The following is a 22,976-nucleotide window of genomic DNA, read 5'->3' as shown; positions in this document are numbered from 1 at the left end:
TATTATTTTACACTACTTGCTGCATTCTGCCCAGCCACATATCCCGTAGTCCAGCACATCTGTAAATTATATCCTCCACAAGGACCATCAAGATTAATTGCTTCTCCGGCAAAATATAAATTATTGATTAATTTAGATTTCATTGTCTTTGAGTCTATTGTTTTCAAAGAAATACCACCATGAGTTGCCATGGCTTTATCAAAACCAAGAAGACCAACAATACTAATTTCAATCTTTTTCAAAAATTTAATCATCCTCACTCTTTCATCTTTAGTAATATCATTTCCCTTTCTGTCGAAAGAAACACTGCTAAAGTTAAGAATAAAAGCAGAAAGTTTTTCTGGAAAAAAATCATTCAAACATTTTAAAACATGTTTCTTCCTATTTTTATTAAAGACAGATAGAATGAACTTATCTAATTGTTCAGTGTTCTTGCTTGGAAATAAATCAATCGTCATTTTGACTTTTCCTCTTTCTAATAAGTCCCCGATTGTCCTACTCATGTCTAAAATTAATGGACCACTAAAACCGAAATGAGTAAACAATATTTCTCCTCTTCCTTCGCTTTCTTTTTTTTGATTGCAAAATAGAGAAATAGAAACATCTTCTAGAGAAATTCCCTGAAGACTTTTAGTCCACTGCTCCTTAGTTTCAATTGGGGTTAAGGCTGGCTTCGTATCAACAATATCGTGACCTAATCTTTTAGCCCAAATAAAACTATCTCCCGATGATCCTGTACTAGGATAAGATCTTCCTCCCGAAGAAATAATAAATTGATCAGCTTCAATTTCTTTTCCATTTAATAAAGAAACGGAAGTAATTAATTTACCTTTTTTATTTATTTCCTTAACCTCTGAAGAAAACAAAATATCTACTTTGTATTTTTTTAATAAAGAAACTAAAACATTTAAAATATCTTTGGCCTTGTCAGAAGCTGGAAATACTTTACCCATTTCTTTTTTTAATTCTATTCCATTATTCTCAAAAAATTCCATTGTTTCTTTGGTTCCAAAAATAGAAAAAGGAGATAAAAGAAAATCTCCTTGTTTTCCAAACTTACCACAAAACTCACGTATACTTTTTTCAACGTGAGTTAAATTACATCTTCCCCCGCCAGTCATTAAAAGTTTAACACCAATTTTTTCATTTTTCTCAATTAAAACAACCCTTGCTCCTATTTCTCCCGCTCTAATTGCTGCCATCATTCCCGCTGGTCCTCCTCCAATCACGGCAATATCATATTTTTTTGAAACTTTTTCCATATTATTTTCCACTTTTAATTTCAATAACATCTCCATCTTGAACAACATATTCTTTTCCCTCGGTTCTAATCATTCCCTTTTCTCTTGCTGCAGAAAAACCACCACACTCTATTAATTTTTCCCAATTAATTACCTCTGCTTTAATAAATGTTTCTTCAAAATCAGTATGAATTGCACCTCCAGCTTGAGGAGCCTTGTCTCCCTTGTGTATTGTCCAGGCTCTTGTTTCATCGGATCCAGTTGTTAAAAATGTAATTAATCCCAAAAGATCATATGATTCTTTGATTAATTCATTCATTTTTGGTTCCGGAGAAAGACCAAAAGATTCTCTTTCTTCGGGACTCATGTCTCCACTTTCTGATTCAGTCAAAACATCCATGAAAATGTATCTCCAGTTATTCTTCTTGAACACCTCTAAAACATCTAAAGAAACATCTTTTTCTTCTCCATTCAATAAATACAAGCGGGGTTTTGATGATAATAGTTGATAACTTTTAATTATTTTTATTTCCTCTTCGTCCCAATTAAAGTCAGATGGCATCTTTCCTTCTTTTAGCAAAACCTCTACCTTCTTTAGTACTTCTAGTTCTTTAATTGCTTTCTTGTCTCCCGACTTTACTTCTCTTTCTAGGGAGCATAATCTCTTTTCAACCGTCTCTAAATCTTTTAATATCATCTCCATATCCAATATCTCCTTGTCTTTTAATACGTCTATTATGGGACGAGTATTAACAATAGTATCATTTTTAAAACAACGTAAGACATATACGATGGCATCGACTTCTCTGATATTAGCTAAAAATTTATTTCCCAATCCTTCTCCCTTACTTGCTCCTTCAACTAATCCTGCAATATCAACAAACTCAATCGTGGTATATATTTTCTTTGCTGAATGCGTTAATTCGACCAATTTATCAACCCTGATATCTGGTACAGCAACAACACCGACGTTTGGGTCGATGGTACAGAAAGGATAATTAGCAATATCCACTTGTTTTTTTGTAATTAGTTGGAATAAGGTTGATTTTCCAACGTTAGGAAAACCAACTATTCCGATATGTAATGACATTCTATTTTAATAATACCTCAGCTTCTCTTTTTAAGTCTTCTAGTCGTTTCTTTGGTATATTAACCTTTTTAGAAAATTTATCAATATCAAGACTTAAAATTTCATTAACAAGCATAATTCCTTCATTCTTAAATATGTCAGCTTGATAACTTTTAAAAGAAGGAAGAATCGTTATAGGATATAGTTTGTTTTTATCAATTATATCCTCTAGTCCTTCATTTTTAGGATAATCCCATCCTAATAATTTTATTCCTTTACAGTTTGAATATTTAATGGCTTGATTAGTAAATCTAGAATTGGTTACGATAAAAAATTTAAGATTATCATCAAATTTTCCGCTATTTTTAATGTCATCTAAAACAGCAAAGCCTTTCAAACAGACATTAACATCAATCTTGTCTCCTCCATTGTTCCTATACTTACATTCTCCAATATAGTTCGTTCCTTCTTTTTCAGCTAAAAAATCTATTTCGTAACTACTACATCTACCAGATAATATTCTGCTTCCTTTAATTTTTATTCCTGACTGGGAAAGAACTTGTCTCGCAAAATCCTCAAACACAAAACCAGCTGGTCCTAATTTCTTCATTCCTTCTTTTAGATTAAATCTTAAAGAAAATTGAAGATTTTCTCTTTTTAACTTATTCTTAACTTTTTTAAATATTTCTGATGTTTTAATTCCATCATAAATATCTCCTTCTATTTCTTTTGAAATTTCTTTGGCTAAAAAAGCAGGAGCCCCTGCTTTAATTGCAGAATAATACACTTTTTTTACAGAAAAGTTTTCCTTTTCTCCATTAAGCTTTATTACCTGATAAGCCATATATATTATTCAAATTTTGACTTAATATCTTGTTTTACTTTCTCGTATTTATTTTTAATCCCTTTAACTTTAAAGCTCAATCTGATGTATTGTAATCCAAAAAGAATAATAATCGCTCCGATAAAGTAAGCAAATATTTTTAAAGCTTCTTCTGGCCAAGCCATAAAAGAAAGACCAAGAGCGATAGCTACTAAACCATTCAAGAATACAAGCCACCAATTTCCACTCACTTCTTTAATATAATTATCTACTATATTAATTACAAAAAAATTTGATTTTTTTTCCATATATTTTTAATTACTTCTTATATTATGAAAACATTTTCTGCAAACAGGAACATATTTATAAGTTCCATCTTCAGGAATTACAGATGGAACACCATCAATAATTATTTTACCATCTTTAAAGATTGAAGTATAAACAGCATTTGGCTCTTTGCAAACTTCACAAACTGATCTTTTAAACCTAACTTCTTTGGGACCTAATTCCATCAACTTTTTAACTATCCCGAACATTTCTCCTTTGTAATCCATGTCTAATCCAGAAATAAAAACTTTAACATCTCTATTTAACAACTCTTTAATCGCATCAACATCTTTCTCATCAAACATATGAACCTCATCTATTCCTACAACCCTAGCATCTTCATTAAGAATATCATTAAGAGAAGAAATCTTTTTACAATTAATAGATAGTCCGGTTCTTGACCATATACTTTCGTTTCTGACATCTTTGATTGGCTGATAAACTTGAAAAGGAATATTCGTATACTGTAAGTGATTAAAAAGACTAATCATCTCTAAAGACTTTCCACTCTTCATTGGACCAACTATTAACGTTAAATTCATATTTACCTATTATCTCCACTTCCATGAAGTTCATTTCTCTGTTGTCTTGACTGTAATTTTTCAAGATTCTTTTGGGCAACATCTTCTAAAAGAATTCCTAATTCTTTTGACAAATTAGCAACATACCACAAAACATCTCCTAGTTCTTTTGTTATTTCTTCCTTTTTTTCTTCCGATACAATTCCATTACCATCTCTAATAACTTTCTTTATCTTTTCAGCCACTTCTCCTGCTTCTCCAGCTAAACCAAGCGTTGGGTAAATAAAATTATTATCTTTGTTTGGATAAATAGCTGTCTTTCTTGCTTCTTCTTGATATTCTTGAAATGTCATATTTTTATTAATTATTATTTTTATAATTTTTACCGATTATGAAATAAGCAACAATTCCTCCCATTAAAGCTGTAACCAATTGAGGATAACTCATCATTACTGCTATCTTATCAGCAACGGCTTGCTTAACAAAGAAACTAATTAAAAAGTTGCTCACTAAAAATAAAAATGAAAATTTTACTAGTGCTGCTGGAATCAAACCTAGGAAAAAATTACTCTTTCTTAATAGATTAAATATATATACTAAAGAAACATTTCCAATGATTATAAAGGGAACCATCGGAGCCATGACCATAGGTAATAAACCGAATAATAAGGAAATCACACTTGGCAAAAAACAAAGTAGGGTTGATCCTCTCATTCCTAATAAAACTACGGCTATTAAAAGCGAGGCATTAACTATTGTTCCTGTTATTATTTGATTATTTATTAATGGTGCAAAACAAACGACAAGAAGTAAAACTAAAAATTGTACTAAAGATAATACTATTTTTTTGTCTAACGATAATGTCTGTTCCATATTATTTTTCTTTTATTATTTTAATCTTGTCCTTTTCTTTTTTAGAATAATGAGTATGGCATATTTTATGAACATTCTTTTTATTCTTAAAGAAATCTTTATAAAGAAGATTTACCACTGGACTCTCATGAGCCATTCTTAATCCCCATTTTTTATCTACCTCATACAAAGCTAATGCTCTCTTCTTTCTTATCTCTTTATCCGTCGGGGTTGGTTGTCCACCACCGCCAACACATCCACCAAGACAAGTCATCACCTCAACATAATCATATAATTTAGGATTATCCTTTAATCTCTCTAATAAATTCTTAGCATTTCCTAATCCATTGATAACTGCCACCTTAACAATAATATTTCCTATTTTAATTTTTGCTTCCTTGCACTCCTGCATTCCTCTTATTTCTTTAAAATCAATTTTCTTTAATTTCTTTCCTGTTACTTTTTCATAAACAGTTCGCAAGGCTGATTCAGTCACTCCTCCTGTTGCTCCATAAATAACTCCTGCACCGGTATATTTATCCCAAGGAGCGTCTGGCTCCTCTTCTTTAATCTCATTAATATCTATCTGTCTCTTCTTTAATAATTTACCCAATTCTCTAGTTGTTAAAACATAATCTATCGGTTTTAAATCATCGACGAATAGTTCTTCTCTTGTTGCTTCATATTTCTTTGAAGTACAAGGCATAACAGAAACAACGACTATCTTTTTAGGATTAATTTTCTCTTTCTCAGCTAAATAAGTCTTAGTTAACCCTCCTAAAATTATTTGCGGAGATCTAACGGTTGTTAAGTTCTTCATGAATTGAGGATAATTAAGTTCAACAAACTTAACCCACGAAGGACAGCAAGAAGTAAACATCGGCAGTCCTTCTTGTTTGGTCAATCTTTCAATTAGCTCTCCACCCTCTTCTATCGTTGTAATATCTGCTCCAACTGAAACATCGAAAACCTTATCTGCTCCTAGTTTTCTTATTCCAGCTATCATTTTTCCCGTAACAACCGTTCCATAATCCATTCCAAATTCTTCTCCTAAGCTACTTCTAATTGAAGGAGCAAACTGAAAAACAACGTATTTATTTTTATCATCTAAGGCACGCTCAACATTATTAATAGAATCAACTTCTTCAAAAGCTCCGCTCGGACAACGAACTAAGCATTGGCCACAATAGATACAATCTTTATTCTCTTCTTTTGACGGACTAACTTCCCAAAAAGAATTATTCTCTTCTACAGTTAGAAATCTTACCCCTTGCCTATCGCACATTTCAACGCAATTATGGCAATCAATACATTTTGAAGAATCAAATATAATTGATGGTCCAAATTGATACTTTGGAAAAAACTTTTTCCTATCTTCAAATCTAGTTATTTCTATACCACATTCTTTGGCTAAAGAAAGAAGTCGACAATGATAATTCCTAATACAAGTAGGACATTGTTCAATGTGTTGAGAAAAAAGAAGTTCTAAATTAGTTTTTCTAATTTTTTTTATTTCTGGAGAATCAGTAATAACCTCCATTCCTGGTTCTATCTCAACAGAACAAGAAGTATATAATCCTTTTCTATCTTTAATTGAAACTAAACACAATCGACAACTGCTTTTCGGTTTTAAGTCGGAGTGATAACAAGCAGCAGGAATCTTAATATTATTTCTTCGTGCTACTTGAAGAATGGTTTCTCCTTTCTCTCCGACAACCTCCTTATTATTAATTTTAAATTTAATATTTTTCATTTTTAATTACCTTTTCAATTAAAGATATAAAAGGAGTTGGAATTCCCCTTCCTAAAGCACAAAAACTTGACTCTTTAAGGCTCAAAAATAAATCATCTAAAACATCATAATCGAGCTTTTTCTTTTTGACCATTTCATAAATCCTATAGGCTCCTTCTCTACAAGGAACACATTTATCGCAATTTCCAAGATGAAAAAATTCAGCCCATTTTTCCATTAAAGTAAAAACGTTTGTTTTCTTTTTGTTAAAAACTGTAATTGAGCCGGCGCCAGAGACAGGTCTGTTTAATTCTTCCATAATCATTATCTCTCCAGACGCCCCCCCTCCAACTTGAGCAAAAAAATCAAATAAAGGATAATTACCCGTCTTCTTTAAAACCTCAAAGATTGTCATCTCTTCTGGAAGTTCATAAACTCCAGGATTTTCTACATCTCCATTAACAGAATAAAACCTCTTTTTTTCGTATTTGCCTTGAACAATTTTAGAAACATAATAAAAAGTTTCAACGTTATTCATTAAAGTTGGACAATCAAATAATCCACTATCTGTTAAAAAGGGCGGCTTCTTTCTTGGTTCGGCTCTCTTACCTTCTATTGATTCACAAATAGCTGTTTCTTCTCCTCCAATATACCTAGCCTTTTTTTCAAAAATAATTATTCTTCTTTTCCCAATCGCCAATTTAATACTCTCTTCCATTTCTTTAAAATATTTACTATTAATGTAAATATATCCAGTTTCTGCAGAAATAGTTTCCATGGCCAAAATAATTCCATTGATAACATCACTTAAATAATTTCTTAAAATATATCCATCTTTAAAAACATTTGGCTCTCCCTCTGAAGCATTACAAATTACATACTTAGTCTTTCCCTTAGCTTTCTTAGCCAATTCCCATTTTAAACCGACGGGAAAACCTCCTCCTCCACGGCCTCTTAGTCCTGAATCCTTAAGTTTTTCTATTATTGAATTTTTTACCATATTATCTATTAAAAACTATTGCCAAATTAAGTATTGATGCAAATCCAACCCAAAACAAATACGGAAGAAGAAGATATGCTGAAAGTTTTGAAATCTTTTCAAAAGATAATACCATGACAATTATCATAATTAATAAAATTATAATATCAATAAAAGCCCACAGATACTGTCCTAAACCAAAAAATATAATTGGCCATATTAAGTTAACAAACAATTGAGCAAAGAACAAAATTAATAATTTATTAACTTTTTGTTTTTCTTTTAATCTCCATAACAAGTAAGCTGATATTCCCATTAAAGTGTATAAAATAGACCAAACTGGAGCAAATATCCAGGTTGGAGGAAAAAAAGACGGCTTATCGCTTATATTCAAATAAGTTTCGGGTATAGAAACTCCAGTTAATTGAGATCCAAGATATCCAGTCAATAAAGACAAGACTATAAAAGAAAATAGAAAAATGATTTGTTTTGTTTTTTTCTTCATATTTTATAATTACTCAATAATTTGATTATATTTCCTTTCCATCTTTTACACAATGTTGACATAATAATAAAATATTTTAATCACTAAGCCCATAATTCGATACTGCATCATTTCTTAAGATATTTTTTAACGACTTAAATGAAAAGATAACATCCTGTCTTCCAGCAGTATAAGCAGCAACTATGTAGGGGTCAAAATAAAAGACAATAGTATCCTTACTAAATGTAAATGTTTTAAAATTATCTTCTTTTGGTCCTGCTCCATCTCTTATCCATTCTTCGTCGCTAAATTCATTTTCAGTGTTCAATTTTAATAAATACTGTATTGTTTTTTCAGAAATTGTCTTTATATAATTCTTATTAGAATCAAAAATATCAGAAAGTGTAATTATTTTATTATTCTTTAAGTCGTAATTAAAGCTCTGAGAGGAACTTATTGGGTGAGCACCGCCAGTATACTCAGAAACCTCAAACCTAATACTTACAAAACTTTTATTAATTTCATATGGTTCATAAAATACTTTCAATGAATTCTCTCCGCTCCAAGCATCAGCCGCACTTACTTTTTCCTTGAATGAAGAAATAATTTTTTCAACAAAATTATATATCTCTATGTCAACTTGTCCGTTTTCAACTCCTAAAACATTAGGATACATTATTTCAATAGTATAATTTTTCCCAGACTCTTTTTGACTTTCTAAAGATATATATGGTCTGGTAATTTTAAAAGTGCTTTTGATATCTTCTACTCTAGCAATCATTTTTAAATAGTCTTCTCCCCATTGCTTATCACTTCTTGTTGGATCAGTTGAAAGTATAAAAGCAAAAACATCTACATCGTTTCTTCCCAAATACTCTCCTTCTTTTTTATCTTGTTTTTCCCAAAAAGAATAAGGAACTATTGATATCTTAAAAAGATTTGGTTCTCCGTAATTAAAAGAAATATATCTAATTCCATTTTCACCGTCCTCTTTTTTTACTTGATATTTATTTTCCCAGTCTCTAGGTATTGTTAATGAAAAATTGAATTCTTGGTTTTCGTAAACAATCGCATTAACTATTCCTTTTTCACATTTTCCATTATATAACTCCCAAACATTACAAATATTTCCATTAAAAAAAGAACAATTACCATCTTCCGTATTATTATTCATTCCAGTGCTATTATATTTTCCTCCTAAAATAGCACAATATACTGCTGCTTTTGTAATGTATCCAACTACTTTTAATCCCCCAATAGGACAATCTCCGGTTAAGAGAGAATTTGTTTCACATTGCTTATTATCTTCAAAGACACAAATATTATAATCTTCTCCGTCACCTCTTTGTTCTGCCTTAAGAGTACCTCCCTTATCTTTACAATTATTAGCAGCTGCATCTAAATTATTTAATCCAGAAAGATTGGGGGTCTTAATTTTTACTCCCTTATAAAAACAAAAAATTACTATAAAGAGAATAATTAATCCAATTATTAAAATTTTTTTATTCATATTATTTAATTTTTTATTTCTATCTTCCCATTTTTAATATTTTCTCTTAATGCTTCGCTAGATTTTTCGGCTAAAGAATTTAAGAAATCTATTTTATCTTGTTCTTCCATTAATTTAGGTTGAGATGATTTATTTATGATCGGATAGAGAGTATAAACTTTTTTGTCCTTGTATATTTCTACTCCCACACCTAATCCTTCTTGTGTGTCTTTGGAAAAATATTGATCAAAGATAAAATTACCCAAAGAATAAAATATCAATTTGTTATTGTACTGTTCAATATTTTGAACGACATGAGGATGACTACCAATAATTAAATCGGCTCCAGCATCAATCATTATATGAGCCAAATTTTCTTGCCCCTTAGAATCAACTGTTTTATATTCTGTCCCCCAATGGATTAAAACAACTAAAAATGTTTCTGGATTATAAGATCTAATATCTTTAATCTGCTTAGCTATCTCTTTATCGGAACAGTTATTAGAAAAAGTAACATTTATTCCATAATAAATAATTCCGTCTTTTTGATAAATATAATCAGAATCACAGTCTATTGGATCACCCGTAAAAGCAATATTGTTTTCATTTAATATTTTTTTGGTCTCATCAAATCCTTCCCAATCCATATTAAGAGTATGATTGTTAGCCAAAGAAACCAAAGAAAAATTTCCTGTTTTTAATGATTCAATGCTCTTTTTATCAAAAGAAAAAGACAAAGAACTATCAGAGAAATCTTTAGGATTTTCATTAATTGGTCCTTCCAAGTTTCCGACCACAAAATCAAAACTATTCAAAAAGTCTTTAATAAGGTCTACGGGATAGCTAAATGATGATTTTTGCATTAATCTTTCAACCCCCCTATCAAGCATTATGTCTCCTACAAATAAAAGACTTTCTGGTTTGTATTCTATCTGCTTTGGAGTCTCAACTACTGAAGATATATCAGCCGGAGCAGTTTCGGGCTTAAAAACTTGACTTCCGCAAAACAAAAAAATCGCTACAAAAATAATTGATAATATTTTCCCTTTCATGGTTCAATTATATCACAAAAAACCTTGAGAGGAAATGATTTAAATGGTATATTAAATAAAAATATGAAACAAGAATTATTAATATTACCGTTTGATCATCGTTCTTCTTTTTCAAAAGATATTCTTGGCTTAACAGCAAAACCCAATAAAGAACAGATCAATGAAATTAAAGAGTTTAAAAAGATAATTTTTGATGGTTTTGTTCTGGCTATCGACAAAGGAAAATCATTTGGCATTCTTGTTGATGAAGAATATGGCGAAAATATTCTAAGGGAAGCTCGAAAAAGAAAAATTATAATATGTCTACCGGTTGAAAAAAGTGGCGAAAAAATATTAAAACTAAATTATCCAAAAAATTTTGAAGAACATATTGATAAATTCAATCCTGATTTTGTAAAAATATTAATCAGATATAATCCTTTAAACAAAAAAGATAATCAAAAACAGTTAAAGGTTCTTTCTAAAATTGATACTTTTTGCGAAAAAAGAAATTACAAAGTTATTTTAGAACTTTTGGTTCCTCCAGTAAAAAAAGAACTAAATATCGAAAATTACGATAAAGACATTAGAGTAATGAGAACGATAGAAGCTATCAATGAAATAAAAGAAAAAATTAAAGTTAATATTTGGAAATTAGAAGGATTCGAAAAAAATCAATGGAAAGAAGTAATTAAAGCAATAAATAAAGATAGTAAAATAATATTCTTGGGACGAGGAGAAGATAAAAAGAAGGTAATAAAATGGCTGAAAGCTGCAGCTCACAACAAAGAAATTATCGGATTCGCTATCGGCAGAACTATTTTCCTTGAAACCATTAAAAAATACTATTCAAAAAAAATATCAAGAGAAGTTGCCGTAAAATTAATAAGCAGAAATTTTAAAGAATTTATTAATTTATGGAGAAAAGAAAAATAAAAATATATAAAGAAAAATTCTTCCCTATTGAATTTCCCAAGGATGAACAAAAACATAACCACATTATTGAATGGTGGTATTTTAATGGAAACCTTGAATCAAAAGATGGGCAAACTTTTTCATATATGAACTGTCTTTTTGCTGCTGACCCAAAAAAAATTAATATTCCCTTCTTAAAAAATAACGTAATGAGTCAGCTATTTTTCTCTCACTACTTATTAAGTGATAATAAAAATAATTTTGAAAGCGTAACTAATCCTATATCTATTGTTGATAAAAATAGTTTTACCAAACCTCTTCTCTGGGTTAATTATGATAATTCTTGCTTAATCGAAGAAACATCTCCCTTCAAATATCACATAGTCAATGACTTTATCGACCTTACTTTAGAATCACAGAAAAAACCCCTTTTATTAAACAAAAATGGCTTTTTAAATTTAGAAGTTAAAACAACTTATTATTATTCTTTAACAAGCCTTAAAACGTCTGGAATTATAAAACAAAAGAATAAATGGATTCCTGTTAATGGACTATCGTGGATGGATCACCAATGGGCTCAAACTCCATTAACTAATGATGATAAGTGGAGATGGTTCTCCATGCAATTAAATAATGGCTGTGATATTATCTGTTTTGTTTACGGAGACAAAATAAAAACAAGCCATGCCAGCATGATTAATAAAAACAATGATATTAAAACAACGAATAATGTTGAAATAATCCCTAAAAAAATAAATTATAAAAATAAAACAACAGGAAACGAATATTGCTTAGAATACGAAATTAAAATACCGGACTTTGGTTTGGAATTAAAAACAATTCCCTTTAAAAATGATCAAGAAATGATGTTTGAAACAATTAACTATTGGGAGGGCGGGATAGGAATAGAGGGAGAGATGTATGGGAAAAAAATTAAAGGAAAAGGATTTTGTGAATTATTAACTTCAAAAAGAGTAAATTTTATTAAATATGCCATCAAGAAAGCTAAAGAAAATCCTATCAAAAATATCAAAAATATTTCTGATATCTCTATTAAATCAATCTATCTCTTAAACGAAAAAAGAAAGAAAAACTAAAAATGAGTTAAGCCTCTTTCTTTCCATTTACCATTAATAAAAACAAAGTAACCGATAGCAACTGCTATCGTATTTGCTATTGGGAAAGATAAACAAATTCCCACAAATCCTAAAATACCCGATAAAAAGAAAGCCATTGGTATTCTTAAGACCCAAAGAGAAATAACAGCTAAAAACATAGAAATTTTTGTATCCCCCGCTCCATTAAATGTTCCATTAAATATCTGCTGTAAGCTTAAAAATCCGAAGAATAGCGATATGGTTCTAAGATAAATAACGCTCTCGGTTATAACAGCTGAATCGTTAGGAACAAAAAGAATTGAAATCTCTCTGGCAAAACAAAACGATAATATTCCTAAAAAAGTCATAACCAAAAATGACATTTTAGCTACTGATTTAGTGATAAATTCTGCTCTTTCAAAATTACCATAACCAATACTTCTTCCCACCATGACTGAGGTGGCCATCATAAATGACATTGAAACAACCATAACTAAGCCTAATATTTCTCCCCCAATACCATAAGCGGCAATACTAGTTGTTCCTAATTTAGCAACCATAAACGTAATAAACACAAATCCCATTGATCGAGAAAATTGTTCCATAGAGCTAGGAATTCCAACTTTTAATATCTTTTTTACCATTCTTAGATTAATCTTAAAATTTTCTTTCTTTAAAACAATTCCGCTTTTTCCTTTTAAAATAATATATCCAGCTATTATAGTATTAATTACTTCACAAAAAATTGTTGCTAGTGCCGCTCCTTCAGTTCCCATTTGAGGAATAAAACCAAAACCAAAAATAAAAATAGGATCTATCAAAAAATTAATAAGAACTGTAATTAATATAATATACATTGGAGTTTTTACATCTCCCATTGCCCTCATTAATGATTGATAAAGAGCAAAAGCGAAAATAAAAATAGTGCTAACAAAAAAAAGCTGCAAATAGGAAATAATGCCAAAAGGAATAAGCTGTTCGGCTCCAATCATTTTGACCAAAAAAGGAGAAATAAAATATCCTAAAATTGATAGCAATAAAGAAACGATAATCATTAATAAAATCAACTGAGCCGAAATTAAATTTATCTTCTCATGATCTTCTCTTCCTTTATGGTGAGAAATTAAAACGGTTCCTGAAATAAATAATCCTGCCCCTAAAGAAATAACAAGAAAAACTATTGAGGAACAAATAGAAACGGCTGCTAAACTTTCTGAGTTCAATCTTCCCAACCAAAAAGCATCAGTAATAGAATATGCTGATTGCAAAAAATTAGCGATGGCAATAGGAATAGACAATTTGAAAAACTGTTTCCATATTGATTCTTCATTGATTTTTCTTTTTCTTTCTTCCATGTCGATTTAAAAAATCAAAAGGCTAGGTCGCCCTAGCCTTATACTTTAACTTAAAGATTTACTTTAACGAAAATGAAGCTTTGACGGTAATCATAATCTGTTTATCTACAGTAGAGGTATCATAATTCCCATAATCAGAAATGTCAATCGAATTAGGCTGCATCACTTGGACCACGCCCATACTAGCAGATTTTAAGGTTCCGACCTTCTTTCCAGTACTCTTTGCAATACTTTCGGCTCTTGCTTGAGCATCTTTCATCGCTTCGGGCAAAAGCGTTACCCTCATTTCGGGAAGTTTACTATAATAATATTCAGGAGAATAGGCGGAAAAAATAACCCCTTGATCAATAATAGTTTGAATGTTTTTTGAAATCGTCTGTACTTTTTGAATATCTGACGATTGAACGGTTACGTTTTGAATTAATGCATATTCGGTTGGAGCTCCAGCACTTTTATTATAATCATACTGCTCTTGCATTGATACGGGAGAAATGGTCAATTCAGCATCAGTAATTCCACTATCTTTTAAAAACTTTGTTACTATGACTTCGTCATCTTTCATTTGAGCATAACCAGTCTTCAAGCCAGAAGAATAAACGGTTCTTGAGAAACTACCATTCCACTTAACAATATCTGCTGTAACAGATTGTTTAGCTGAACCAGTTACACTTAATGCATTATCTGCTGCTTTGATTTGATATAAAGAATACGAAATTATACTAACTCCAATAATTAGAAAAATTCCTAAGATTATCGAAGTTTTAATTAGACTCTTCTCTAAGATTTCCATATTTTTTTATTTATTATTATATTTAAATAATAACATTATTAAATATTTTGTAAAGCTACGCCTCATAAACTTCTTTATATTTAGGAACTATTAAATCTCCTCTGCTCACACCATCTAAAGCCTGAGCTAAAGATAGGCTAGCTTCCTCTTCTCCGTGAATTATAAATATTTTTTTAGGAAATGGTTTATTAATTGTTTCTATCCAATTAAACAAAAATGCTCTATCTCCATGCGAAGAAAAGGAAAAAATACTTGCTACCTGTGCCAAAACTTTTATTCTTGTTCCATCTATTTCAACAAATTCTCCTCCCTGCAAAAGATTAATTCCTAATGATCCTTTCGATTGGAAAGAAATTATTAGTAAAGTGTTTATAGAATTACCTAAATATTTTTTTAAATAACTTTTAATTTTACCTCCCTCAAACATTCCGCTTCCAGCAAGAATTATTTTAGGTGGCATTGCTTTATCAACTTTCCCAGTTTGAGCCTCATTTTTAATTATTTCTAATCCTTTAAAATTAAATAAATCATCTCCTTTAGAGATTAACTCTTTTGATTCTTTATCATAAAAATCAGCATAATGTTTATATATTCCCGTAGCTTTTATAGCTAAAGGACTATCCAAAAATATTGATATATTTCCTATTTTTTTATTTTCTATAAAATCATTCAATATATAAAGTAATTCCTGAGTTCTTTCTAATGCAAAAACTGGAATCATTAATACTCCTCCCTTTTTAATTGTTTCTTGAATTTTCTGCCTCAACAATTCTATTCCTTTTTCCTTAGAATCATGCAATCTGTCTCCATAGGTAGATTCTACAAAAACAACATCTGCTCCAGATATAAACTCTGGATCGTTAACAATCGGGGCTGGAGGATTACCTAAGTCTCCCGAAAAAACAAGTTTCTTTTCTTTTCCTTGATCATTTATCCAAACCTCAAAGATAGATGATCCTAAAATATGCCCAGAATCTCTCATCTTTATTCTTATATTTTCATTAATGTTTCTTTCTTCCCCATACTTTAAACAAGTATAAAAGTTTATCAACGAGGAAATATCATTTTCTGTACAAAAAGGAGCACAAAAAGGAATTCCTTCAATTCGAGCAACCTTAAGCGCATCTGAAAGTATTATTTCTGTTAAATCTCTAGTTGGAGCAGTAGAATATATTCTACCGCAAAATCCATCAGCAAAAAGCTTAGGCAATCTTCCACAGTGATCTAGGTGAGCATGTGTCAAAAGAACAAAATCTATTTGTCTCGGATCAAAAGAAAAAGCTTCTAAATTTTTATTAGAATCGGCTCCTTGAAACATCCCACAATCAACTAAAAATTTAGTTTCACCAGACTCAATTAATATGCATGAACCGGTTACCTCTCGACAGGCACCATCAAAAGATATTTTCATTATTATTCTTTCCTATTAAAAATAATTCTTAACCCAATCAAAATTATAATTAACGCCCAAACAATTCCCCAATTAACAATTGAGAATGGATTAAAATCAAAAATCTGCTCAAAAAGAATGTCTAATCCTACGAAAATAATAATCAACCCTATAATATTTTTAATATTCACAATCCAATTTCTATTTTTTTTAATTTCTTCGGCAAGCTGTTGAGTCTTCTCCTGCGTTCCGCTGACTACCTCTCCCATGTTCTTATTGATTTTTCCTTCACTATCAGGAATCATTATGGCTAAAATTAAATAAATGATGATTCCTGAACCCCCCGTAAAAGTTAAAAGAATGAATAATATTCTAAAAATTAAAGGATCTACTTCAAAATATTCGCCTAGACCCCCACAAACTCCAAAAATAATACTATTAGTATTTGAACGATAAAGTTTTTTTGTATTGGTCATATTAAAATTTTTAAACTATTATTATCTATTATACCATAAAGCACAAAAGTAAAAAATCGCCAAAGCGATTTCTTACCATTATGATTACTCTTTACCCATAAAGTAAGCAAAGATTAGATATATTGCTGATAATCCGACTAAATCATACACTATACTAGATAGCATAGATGCGCTTCCGAATAATGCTGTAACTAAATTAAAACTAAAGAAACCAACCAAGCCCCAGTTTAATCCTCCAATAATTACTAGTGTTAGAGCAATTAAACCTATAGTGTTTAGTTTTTTCATTTTATTTTTTTGGTTTATTAAACGACCTTTGACGTGCTAATAATATTTTACCTTGCCATATTTTTATTAGCAATAAAATTATCCACAAAAGATAAATTCAATTTAATATTTCTATCAATTTAAGCTCTTTAACTAAAACATCTCCATTTTTTTCTACCCCTTTAACTTCCACGCTTTCTCCGGCAGCCAAATCTAAACATGAGTCTGTTTTATTTTTACAAACACTGTCTTTATTAAAAAACAACTTTGCGGTATTAATTGAAGAATTTTTAGTCTCATACGATAAATACCAAATATCTTTGATAAAACCAGGATTATTGATAATAATATTTCCTTCCTTGAAAAAATTAATATTATCATTTTCTCCCGCGGAAGAAAAAAATTCCCAATAAACAAAAAGGCTGATGATCAGTAATACTATCACGCTCAAAATTATGATAACCAAAGAGGTTCCCTTATTTGCCTCAATCATGTTTTTTTATTTATGGCTGAAGAATATCTTCTGTTCTTCCGTCTATACTAATTATTACTTTTTTAACTGAAGAAAACTGCATCAAAGTTTGTTTGATTTGTTCTCTAATTGCTAGTACTCGACATGAGCCTCCAACTCCTTTTTCTAATGTTTCATCAAAGTCTATTTTCGCTGTTCCATCAGTAATTATTAGGCTATTAATTTTCACTCCTTCGTTGATAGTAGTAAAATATCCCGCTTCTTTCTCTTCTTGAGTCAGTCCCTTTAATAATTCCTCTATGGTTGCCCTAGCAATTCCCTCTGTTTTAATAATTTCTCTTTCTACTGGAAACAAACTTTTACAATCATCGCTTTCTCCTTGTTTTCCAAAATATAAGGTAACTTTAGTTTTTTCTTGAGAAAGTTTAATTGAAATAGAAAACGTTTCAGACCTTTCTGGTAATCCGCTTGGATTTTCATTATAAAAGACAAGGGATGCCTCTTCTGTCTTAGAAGAAACAAAACTTAAATTTGCCTCAAAGTTAGTAGGAAATTTAGTATAATCAGAAGTAGTAATTAAAGGAGCGGTGCCCAATATTGTTCCATCTGGTTCAACTAATTCAACTCTTCCCACCTGACCTTCAAAACCTCCCCATTTTCCTCCAGTAGCAACTCCTTCAATAAATAGAGGCGACTTAACAATCTTTCCCTCCATAATATTACTTATTTCTATCCCTTGATTATTAATAACTTTTTCTTTATTTATTAAAAAGTACTCTACCAAAAAACACGCTCCGATTATTAAGAGTATTATTACTCCAATGATTGATTGCTTGTTTTTTGTTATCATATTGTTTTAAGATTATAATTTAATAATTTATCATTATCTTCAAAAACAAACTCTCCATTAAATTTATCTCCATTCAAAAATAATGGCATCCAATAAATATCATCAGCCCACATTTTTTCAAAAGGAATTTCTTCCACATTAAACCATTTAGGATTCATCTCTTCTGTTTCTGTCATTTCTCCACTATATTTTAAAACATCAAAAACGTGAACCTCTAGAAATTTTCCCGTATCTAAAAATTTAAAAAGAAGTATTCCTTTTTCTTCCAATTCTTCTACTTTTAGCCCAGACTCTTCCTTCATTTCTCTTATTGCAGCTTCGATAATGGTTTCTCCTTCTTCTACCTTTCCGCCAAATCCATTCCATCTACCCTCACCAAATCCTCGTTTCTTCATTCCCAAAAGAATCATTTCATTCTTTTTAACAAGACAAAGTGTTAATATTTTAGGCCTTAATAATGTCTCCATACATACATCTTAATACAAAACAAATATTAAGACAACTTCCTAATATTTTAAACTTAGGATATAATCAAAACATGATTGAACAATTTTTAACCGCTATCTTAATGGGAATATTAATAAACATAGATATTTGCCCTTTAATGGCTAATTTAGCGGCTATTACCTATATTTCTAAAAACTCGAAAAAGAAAAGCATAATCATGCACGGATTATTTTATTCCTTAGGAAGAATTTTAAGTTATACTATAATAGCGCTTCTTGTTTATTTCGGATTGTCTTCTTTTCATTTTTCTTTCTTGACCAAATACGGAGAAATAATTGCTGGAATAATTTTAATTATTTCTGGAATAACAATGTTTATTTTGGCTAATAAAGATGATGAAAATGAAAAGGAAATAAAAAATATCCCTTCTCGGGGTTATTTTGGTTCTTTTTCTTTGGGAGCGATATTATCTTTGGCTTTTTGCCCACATAGCGCTGCCCTCTTTTTTGGAATATTGATTCCACTAACGATAAAATCTGCTGTTGGATTACTTCTCCCTCCCTTTTTTGCTATCGGAGCTAGTCTTCCAATTATCATACTCTCTTTCTTTTTAAGTTATAATACTGAAAAGATAGATATTGTTTTTAATAAAATGGAAAAAGTAGAAAAACCATTAAGATACACTACGGCTTTAATATTTTTAATAACTGGAATAATATTTATTTTCAATTAAAAAAAGGAAATTAATCCTTAATCTTTGGAAGCACATGAACAATTGCCTATAGGACAAAATTTGCCGATACAAGCATCGCTCACTGCTATATTTTTGCCTTCAAACCATTCTCTTCTTGCAATGGCATACCGCACAGCACTTTTTGAATCTCCAAAATACAATAACATTCCAGAGCTATGTAGCGGATTTAGCACGGTTCCCCTGCTTGTCCCCGAATTTGATATAATCAAATATCTACCCGCAGGATCAGAGAACAATTCTTTACCAAAACGTTCCTTAAGAAACTTGTCTTGAGCAATTAAGTCAAGACCCCAAAAACCAATCCATTTATTGGTTTCTGATGATGAAGCCCCTTTTTTCTTTTGGTTCATTGGTATACACCTAGGCGCTAATTTTAAGGACGCCATAAAGATACTACAAAAATTAAAGAATATTGTCAATTTACTCTTGTCTCAAAGCATTAATCGGATCCATATTGGCAGCCTTTTGAGCCGGATAAACTCCAAAAAACATTCCAATTATGGCCGAAAACAATAAAGATAAAATAATTGAAAAAGGAGAAACCGCATAGGTCCAATCTAATCCAAAAGATACAGCAACGTAATAAATTAAAAATGAAACCCCCATTCCAATAATTACCCCCAGTAATCCTCCTAAGAATGTTAATATCGAGGCCTCTAATAAAAACTGCCAAAGAATATCATTTTTCTTTGCTCCTACCGCCCTTCTTAATCCAACTTCAAAAGTTCTTTCAATAACTGAAACATACATAATATTTGTAATACCAACCCCTCCCACCACTAAAGATACTGCTGCTATAACTGCTAAAAGCATCGTAATAGCCGATAAAACTGTTCCTACCATAGTTTGAGCATCAGCCATAGTCATAACTTCAAAATCGTCCTCATCTGGACTATTAATATTATGTAATTCTCTCATTAAAATGGTTAATTCATCTTTAGTTTCATTAATTTTATTAACATCATTAACTTTAACTGATAAACCAATAATATAATCTGTCCCTAGAAGTTTTTTCTGCATCGTTAAAGTAGGAATATAAACAATAGAGTCCATATTCATACCAAAAGTAGCTCCTCTTTCTTTTAGAACTCCGACCACTTTAAATGGCTTACCTCTTACGTAAACCGTTTTGTCTATTGCGTCATCATCTCCAAAAAGATCATCTTTAATTTTACTCCCCAAAACGATAACTGAAGATATAGACTCTTCTTCGTCTACACTATAAAATCTTCCAACATCAATTGGTATTTTTTCAATTAGTGGCGCATTGGCTCCATAGCCAAAAATCATTGTGCTTTTAGCTTCTCCTTGATATTTAATAATTTCTTGTCCGGTAATGTAGGTATACAGAAGTTCTACATTATCAACTTTTCCTATTTTTTCAGCGTCGCTATTTTTAAAAGTAGTAATCGTTGTCCCTGTCGCAAAACTAGTAGAACTTCCTGTCGCTCCTTTTCCCGGCACCCTCACCTCAATATTTATCATATCTGAGCCATATGCTTCTAGTTCTTTTAAAACCATAGCCTTAAGACCATTGCCAGCGGCAATCATAGTAATCAAAGAAGCTATACCAATAGCAACCGCGATTATAGTTAAAGTCGTTCTTGATCTTTGACGCATCAGACTAGAGAAAGCTGATTTAATTTGAATAAATATTTTATTCATATCTTAATGCCTCTATAGGATTTAAAAGACTGGCTTTTCTAGCTGGAGCAATTCCAAATATTAAACCGATTCCAATTGAAACAATACATCCTAAAATTATTGAAATAGGAGAAATTATTAAATCCCAATGATAATTCAAAGCATTAATAATTACAGATATTAAAATTAAAATAAGAGAACCTATTACTATTCCTATTATTCCACTAATAAAAGTAATTGCCATTGCTTCAATTAAAAATTGCCTTGTAATGTCAGTATTTTTTGCTCCAATTGCTTTTCTTAAACCAATTTCTTTGGTTCTTTCCTGAACCGTGGCTAACATAATATTCATAATTCCAAAACCACCGACAATTAAAGAAATAGCAGCAATAGCAACTAAGAAAAATCTTAAAGCATTAGTAATAAGAGAAATAGTCTCTAAAGCTTGGGTTGTTGATCTAACAGTAAAATCATCTTCTTTTAAATCAATTATATTGTGTCTATCACGCAAAACATCCTTAATATATTCTATCGCTCCATCTATATTTTCAGTTTTATCAATTTTTGCCCTCATGAAACTAATATGATTAATTCCTAAAAGAATATTTTGAGCTGTTGATATTGGAACAAATAAATTGCCGTCTTCATTTTGAATTAAACTTCCTCCTTTCTTTTTTAAAATACCTATAACTGTAAAGTTAGCTTTTTTAATTTTTATCTTCTTTCCAATTGGATCTTGATCACCAAATAAGTCTTTTGCAATCTGATTACCTAAAACTAATACCCTAGCATTAGCAACCTCTTCTTCTTCAGTGAAGAATCTTCCTTCCTCTATTGAAGAATTCTGAACATCTAGATAACTTGCTGTCGTTCCATAAAAAGTAGTACTCACCTTATTATCTTCTACTGTTACTATGTCGCTTCCTGAAACATACATTGCTAAAGATTCTATATGTGGATAGTTACCTTTTAATATCGCTTCCCCATCTCCATACTTTAATGAAGTTATAACAACTCCAAAAACAGAAGATGGCGGACTGTTTTCATCTGAATAGCCAGGCAAAACTCCAACTAAATTTGAACCAATGCTTTTTACTTCGTTTAAAATTAGTCCTTGAACACTTTCTCCGACAGATAAAACTATCATTACTGCGGTAATTCCTATAACAATTCCAAGCATAGTCAAAAAGGATCGCACTTTGTTGCGAACTATCATGTGCCAAGAATTTTTTATTGACTCAAGAATGTTCATATTATTTATTAAGCACCTCTCCCCCGGCTCTTAACCTTTGAAGAACCTTTGAATCATCAAGAATAACTCCATCTTTTATACGAATTATTCTTTCGGCATGCTCAGCCGTTGCTTTTTCGTGAGTAACCAAAATAATAGTATGACCCTGATCATTTAAGTCTTGAAGAATTTTCATAACCTGAGCTCCTGATTTAGAATCAAGATTCCCCGTAGGCTCGTCAGCAAAAATAACTTCTGGAGAATTAATTAAAGCTCTAGCTATGGCGACTCTTTGCTTTTCTCCTCCAGAAAGCTTATTAGGAGAATAATTGAGTCTATGGCTTAACCCAACTTTCTCTAATAAATCTTTAGCTCTCTTAACTCTTTCGTCATTTAATGTATCAGTATATACCAAGGGAAGCATTACATTCTCTAAAACAGAAGATCTATTTAAAAGATTGAAAGATTGGAATATAAAACCAACTTTTTTACTTCTCATTTCAGCTAATTCATCATCATTTAACTTGCTAACATCTCTAGTTTCAAAATTATAGGTTCCTCCAGTTGCTTTGTCTAAAAAACTTAAAATATGCATTAAGGTTGATTTTCCAGAACCAGATGGTCCCATTATAGAGACAAATTCACCTTTTTCTATGTCAAAAGTTACTCCTTTCAAAACCGAAGTAACGACATCGTCGTTAATAAAATCCTTTTGTAAATTCTTAACACTGATTAACATG

The 22,976-nt window shown here is 30.7% G+C and carries 27 protein-coding genes; 3 read left to right on the top strand and 24 right to left on the bottom strand.

Annotated elements, in window-relative coordinates; genetic code table 11:
- Positions 1-2 precede the first annotated feature (2 nt).
- The 12 genes from PLD14_02015 to PLD14_01960 form a co-directional block, all read right to left on the bottom strand.
- On the bottom strand, positions 3-1,310 hold the full coding sequence (locus PLD14_02015) for an NAD(P)/FAD-dependent oxidoreductase (protein ID HPR79976.1): 1,308 nt from the start codon (positions 1,308-1,310) through the stop codon (positions 3-5).
- On the bottom strand, positions 1,264-2,331 hold the full coding sequence (gene ychF / locus PLD14_02010; GenBank protein HPR79975.1) for a redox-regulated ATPase YchF: 1,068 nt from the start codon (positions 2,329-2,331) through the stop codon (positions 1,264-1,266). The genes PLD14_02015 and ychF overlap by 47 nt, the downstream gene beginning before the upstream one ends.
- A gap of 1 nt (position 2,332) precedes the next feature.
- A complete protein-coding gene (locus PLD14_02005; protein HPR79974.1) occupies positions 2,333-3,154 on the bottom strand; it encodes a restriction endonuclease in 822 nt (273 codons plus the stop codon).
- A 5-nt stretch (positions 3,155-3,159) separates the two neighbouring features.
- Positions 3,160-3,441 carry a DUF308 domain-containing protein gene (locus PLD14_02000; GenBank protein ID HPR79973.1) on the bottom strand — a complete coding sequence of 94 codons (282 nt, stop codon included), beginning with the start codon at positions 3,439-3,441 and terminating at the stop codon, positions 3,160-3,162.
- Between the two features lie 6 nt (positions 3,442-3,447).
- Entirely contained in the window at positions 3,448-4,002 is a 555-nt protein-coding gene (locus PLD14_01995; GenBank protein ID HPR79972.1) for a thymidine kinase, read from the bottom strand.
- A gap of 2 nt (positions 4,003-4,004) precedes the next feature.
- The gene (locus PLD14_01990) at positions 4,005-4,334 is read right to left on the bottom strand and encodes a nucleoside triphosphate pyrophosphohydrolase family protein (protein HPR79971.1); all 330 of its coding nucleotides are present in this window, start codon (positions 4,332-4,334) and stop codon (positions 4,005-4,007) included.
- Positions 4,335-4,341: 7 nt separating this feature from the next.
- Positions 4,342-4,854: an iron hydrogenase gene (locus PLD14_01985; GenBank protein ID HPR79970.1), complete on the bottom strand. Its 513-nt coding sequence runs from the start codon at positions 4,852-4,854 to the stop codon at positions 4,342-4,344.
- 1 nt (position 4,855) lies between these two features.
- Complete coding sequence (locus PLD14_01980) at positions 4,856-6,586, bottom strand: [FeFe] hydrogenase, group A (protein ID HPR79969.1); 1,731 nt, start codon at positions 6,584-6,586, stop codon at positions 4,856-4,858.
- Positions 6,573-7,565, bottom strand: a complete 993-nt coding sequence (locus PLD14_01975) for an NADH-ubiquinone oxidoreductase-F iron-sulfur binding region domain-containing protein (GenBank protein ID HPR79968.1) — start codon at positions 7,563-7,565, stop codon at positions 6,573-6,575. Before PLD14_01975 ends, PLD14_01980 begins: the two co-directional genes overlap by 14 nt.
- Before the next feature lies 1 nt (position 7,566).
- Positions 7,567-8,049: a tryptophan-rich sensory protein gene (locus PLD14_01970; protein ID HPR79967.1), complete on the bottom strand. Its 483-nt coding sequence runs from the start codon at positions 8,047-8,049 to the stop codon at positions 7,567-7,569.
- 76 nt (positions 8,050-8,125) lie between these two features.
- Positions 8,126-9,538 carry a DUF333 domain-containing protein gene (locus PLD14_01965; GenBank protein HPR79966.1) on the bottom strand — a complete coding sequence of 471 codons (1,413 nt, stop codon included), beginning with the start codon at positions 9,536-9,538 and terminating at the stop codon, positions 8,126-8,128.
- 5 nt (positions 9,539-9,543) lie between these two features.
- A complete protein-coding gene (locus tag PLD14_01960; protein HPR79965.1) occupies positions 9,544-10,569 on the bottom strand; it encodes a CapA family protein in 1,026 nt (341 codons plus the stop codon).
- Between the two features lie 63 nt (positions 10,570-10,632).
- On the opposite strand from PLD14_01960, the gene PLD14_01955 reads away from it, so the two are divergent.
- Both PLD14_01955 and PLD14_01950 read left to right on the top strand, forming a co-directional pair.
- The gene (locus PLD14_01955) at positions 10,633-11,484 is read left to right on the top strand and encodes a DUF2090 domain-containing protein (protein HPR79964.1); all 852 of its coding nucleotides are present in this window, start codon (positions 10,633-10,635) and stop codon (positions 11,482-11,484) included.
- A complete protein-coding gene (locus PLD14_01950) occupies positions 11,466-12,560 on the top strand; it encodes a lipocalin-like domain-containing protein (GenBank protein HPR79963.1) in 1,095 nt (364 codons plus the stop codon). Before PLD14_01955 ends, PLD14_01950 begins: the two co-directional genes overlap by 19 nt.
- Here the strand turns inward: PLD14_01950 and PLD14_01945 are convergent.
- From PLD14_01945 to PLD14_01910, 8 genes are all read right to left on the bottom strand, one after another.
- Complete coding sequence (locus tag PLD14_01945; protein ID HPR79962.1) at positions 12,557-13,915, bottom strand: MATE family efflux transporter; 1,359 nt, start codon at positions 13,913-13,915, stop codon at positions 12,557-12,559. The two genes, PLD14_01950 and PLD14_01945, sit on opposite strands and share 4 nt — an antisense overlap.
- A 58-nt stretch (positions 13,916-13,973) precedes the next feature.
- Entirely contained in the window at positions 13,974-14,705 is a 732-nt protein-coding gene (locus PLD14_01940; protein HPR79961.1) for an SIMPL domain-containing protein, read from the bottom strand.
- Between the two features lie 55 nt (positions 14,706-14,760).
- The gene (locus tag PLD14_01935; protein ID HPR79960.1) at positions 14,761-16,116 is read right to left on the bottom strand and encodes an MBL fold metallo-hydrolase; all 1,356 of its coding nucleotides are present in this window, start codon (positions 16,114-16,116) and stop codon (positions 14,761-14,763) included.
- 2 nt (positions 16,117-16,118) lie between these two features.
- Positions 16,119-16,571 (bottom strand): PspC domain-containing protein, encoded by a 453-nt coding sequence (locus PLD14_01930; GenBank protein ID HPR79959.1) that lies wholly within the window; start codon positions 16,569-16,571, stop codon positions 16,119-16,121.
- 84 nt (positions 16,572-16,655) lie between these two features.
- Positions 16,656-16,859, bottom strand: coding sequence for a DUF378 domain-containing protein (locus tag PLD14_01925; protein HPR79958.1), 204 nt, complete (start codon positions 16,857-16,859; stop codon positions 16,656-16,658).
- A 97-nt stretch (positions 16,860-16,956) separates the two neighbouring features.
- On the bottom strand, positions 16,957-17,331 hold the full coding sequence (locus PLD14_01920) for a hypothetical protein (GenBank protein HPR79957.1): 375 nt from the start codon (positions 17,329-17,331) through the stop codon (positions 16,957-16,959).
- Positions 17,332-17,341: 10 nt separating this feature from the next.
- A complete protein-coding gene (locus tag PLD14_01915) occupies positions 17,342-18,160 on the bottom strand; it encodes a GerMN domain-containing protein (protein ID HPR79956.1) in 819 nt (272 codons plus the stop codon).
- Entirely contained in the window at positions 18,157-18,627 is a 471-nt protein-coding gene (locus tag PLD14_01910) for an 8-oxo-dGTP diphosphatase (protein ID HPR79955.1), read from the bottom strand. The genes PLD14_01915 and PLD14_01910 overlap by 4 nt, the downstream gene beginning before the upstream one ends.
- Between PLD14_01910 and PLD14_01905 the strand changes: the two genes are divergently transcribed.
- Complete coding sequence (locus tag PLD14_01905; GenBank protein HPR79954.1) at positions 18,618-19,340, top strand: sulfite exporter TauE/SafE family protein; 723 nt, start codon at positions 18,618-18,620, stop codon at positions 19,338-19,340. The genes PLD14_01910 and PLD14_01905 overlap by 10 nt on opposite strands.
- A gap of 17 nt (positions 19,341-19,357) precedes the next feature.
- Here the strand turns inward: PLD14_01905 and PLD14_01900 are convergent, their stop codons facing one another.
- The 4 genes from PLD14_01900 to PLD14_01885 form a co-directional block, all read right to left on the bottom strand.
- Complete coding sequence (locus tag PLD14_01900; GenBank protein ID HPR79953.1) at positions 19,358-19,711, bottom strand: hypothetical protein; 354 nt, start codon at positions 19,709-19,711, stop codon at positions 19,358-19,360.
- A gap of 70 nt (positions 19,712-19,781) precedes the next feature.
- Complete coding sequence (locus PLD14_01895; GenBank protein HPR79952.1) at positions 19,782-21,026, bottom strand: ABC transporter permease; 1,245 nt, start codon at positions 21,024-21,026, stop codon at positions 19,782-19,784.
- Positions 21,019-22,257, bottom strand: coding sequence for an ABC transporter permease (locus tag PLD14_01890; GenBank protein HPR79951.1), 1,239 nt, complete (start codon positions 22,255-22,257; stop codon positions 21,019-21,021). Before PLD14_01890 ends, PLD14_01895 begins: the two co-directional genes overlap by 8 nt.
- Before the next feature lies 1 nt (position 22,258).
- Positions 22,259-22,975 (bottom strand): ABC transporter ATP-binding protein, encoded by a 717-nt coding sequence (locus PLD14_01885; protein HPR79950.1) that lies wholly within the window; start codon positions 22,973-22,975, stop codon positions 22,259-22,261.
- Between the last annotated feature and the right edge of the window lies 1 nt (position 22,976).

This window comes from Candidatus Pacearchaeota archaeon (assembly GCA_035404185.1).
GTDB lineage: Bacteria > Patescibacteriota > Minisyncoccia > Minisyncoccales > Minisyncoccaceae > UBA2211.
The sequence above is the reverse complement of the archived record's forward strand: the minus strand, read 5'-3'. Positions and strand labels throughout refer to the sequence as shown.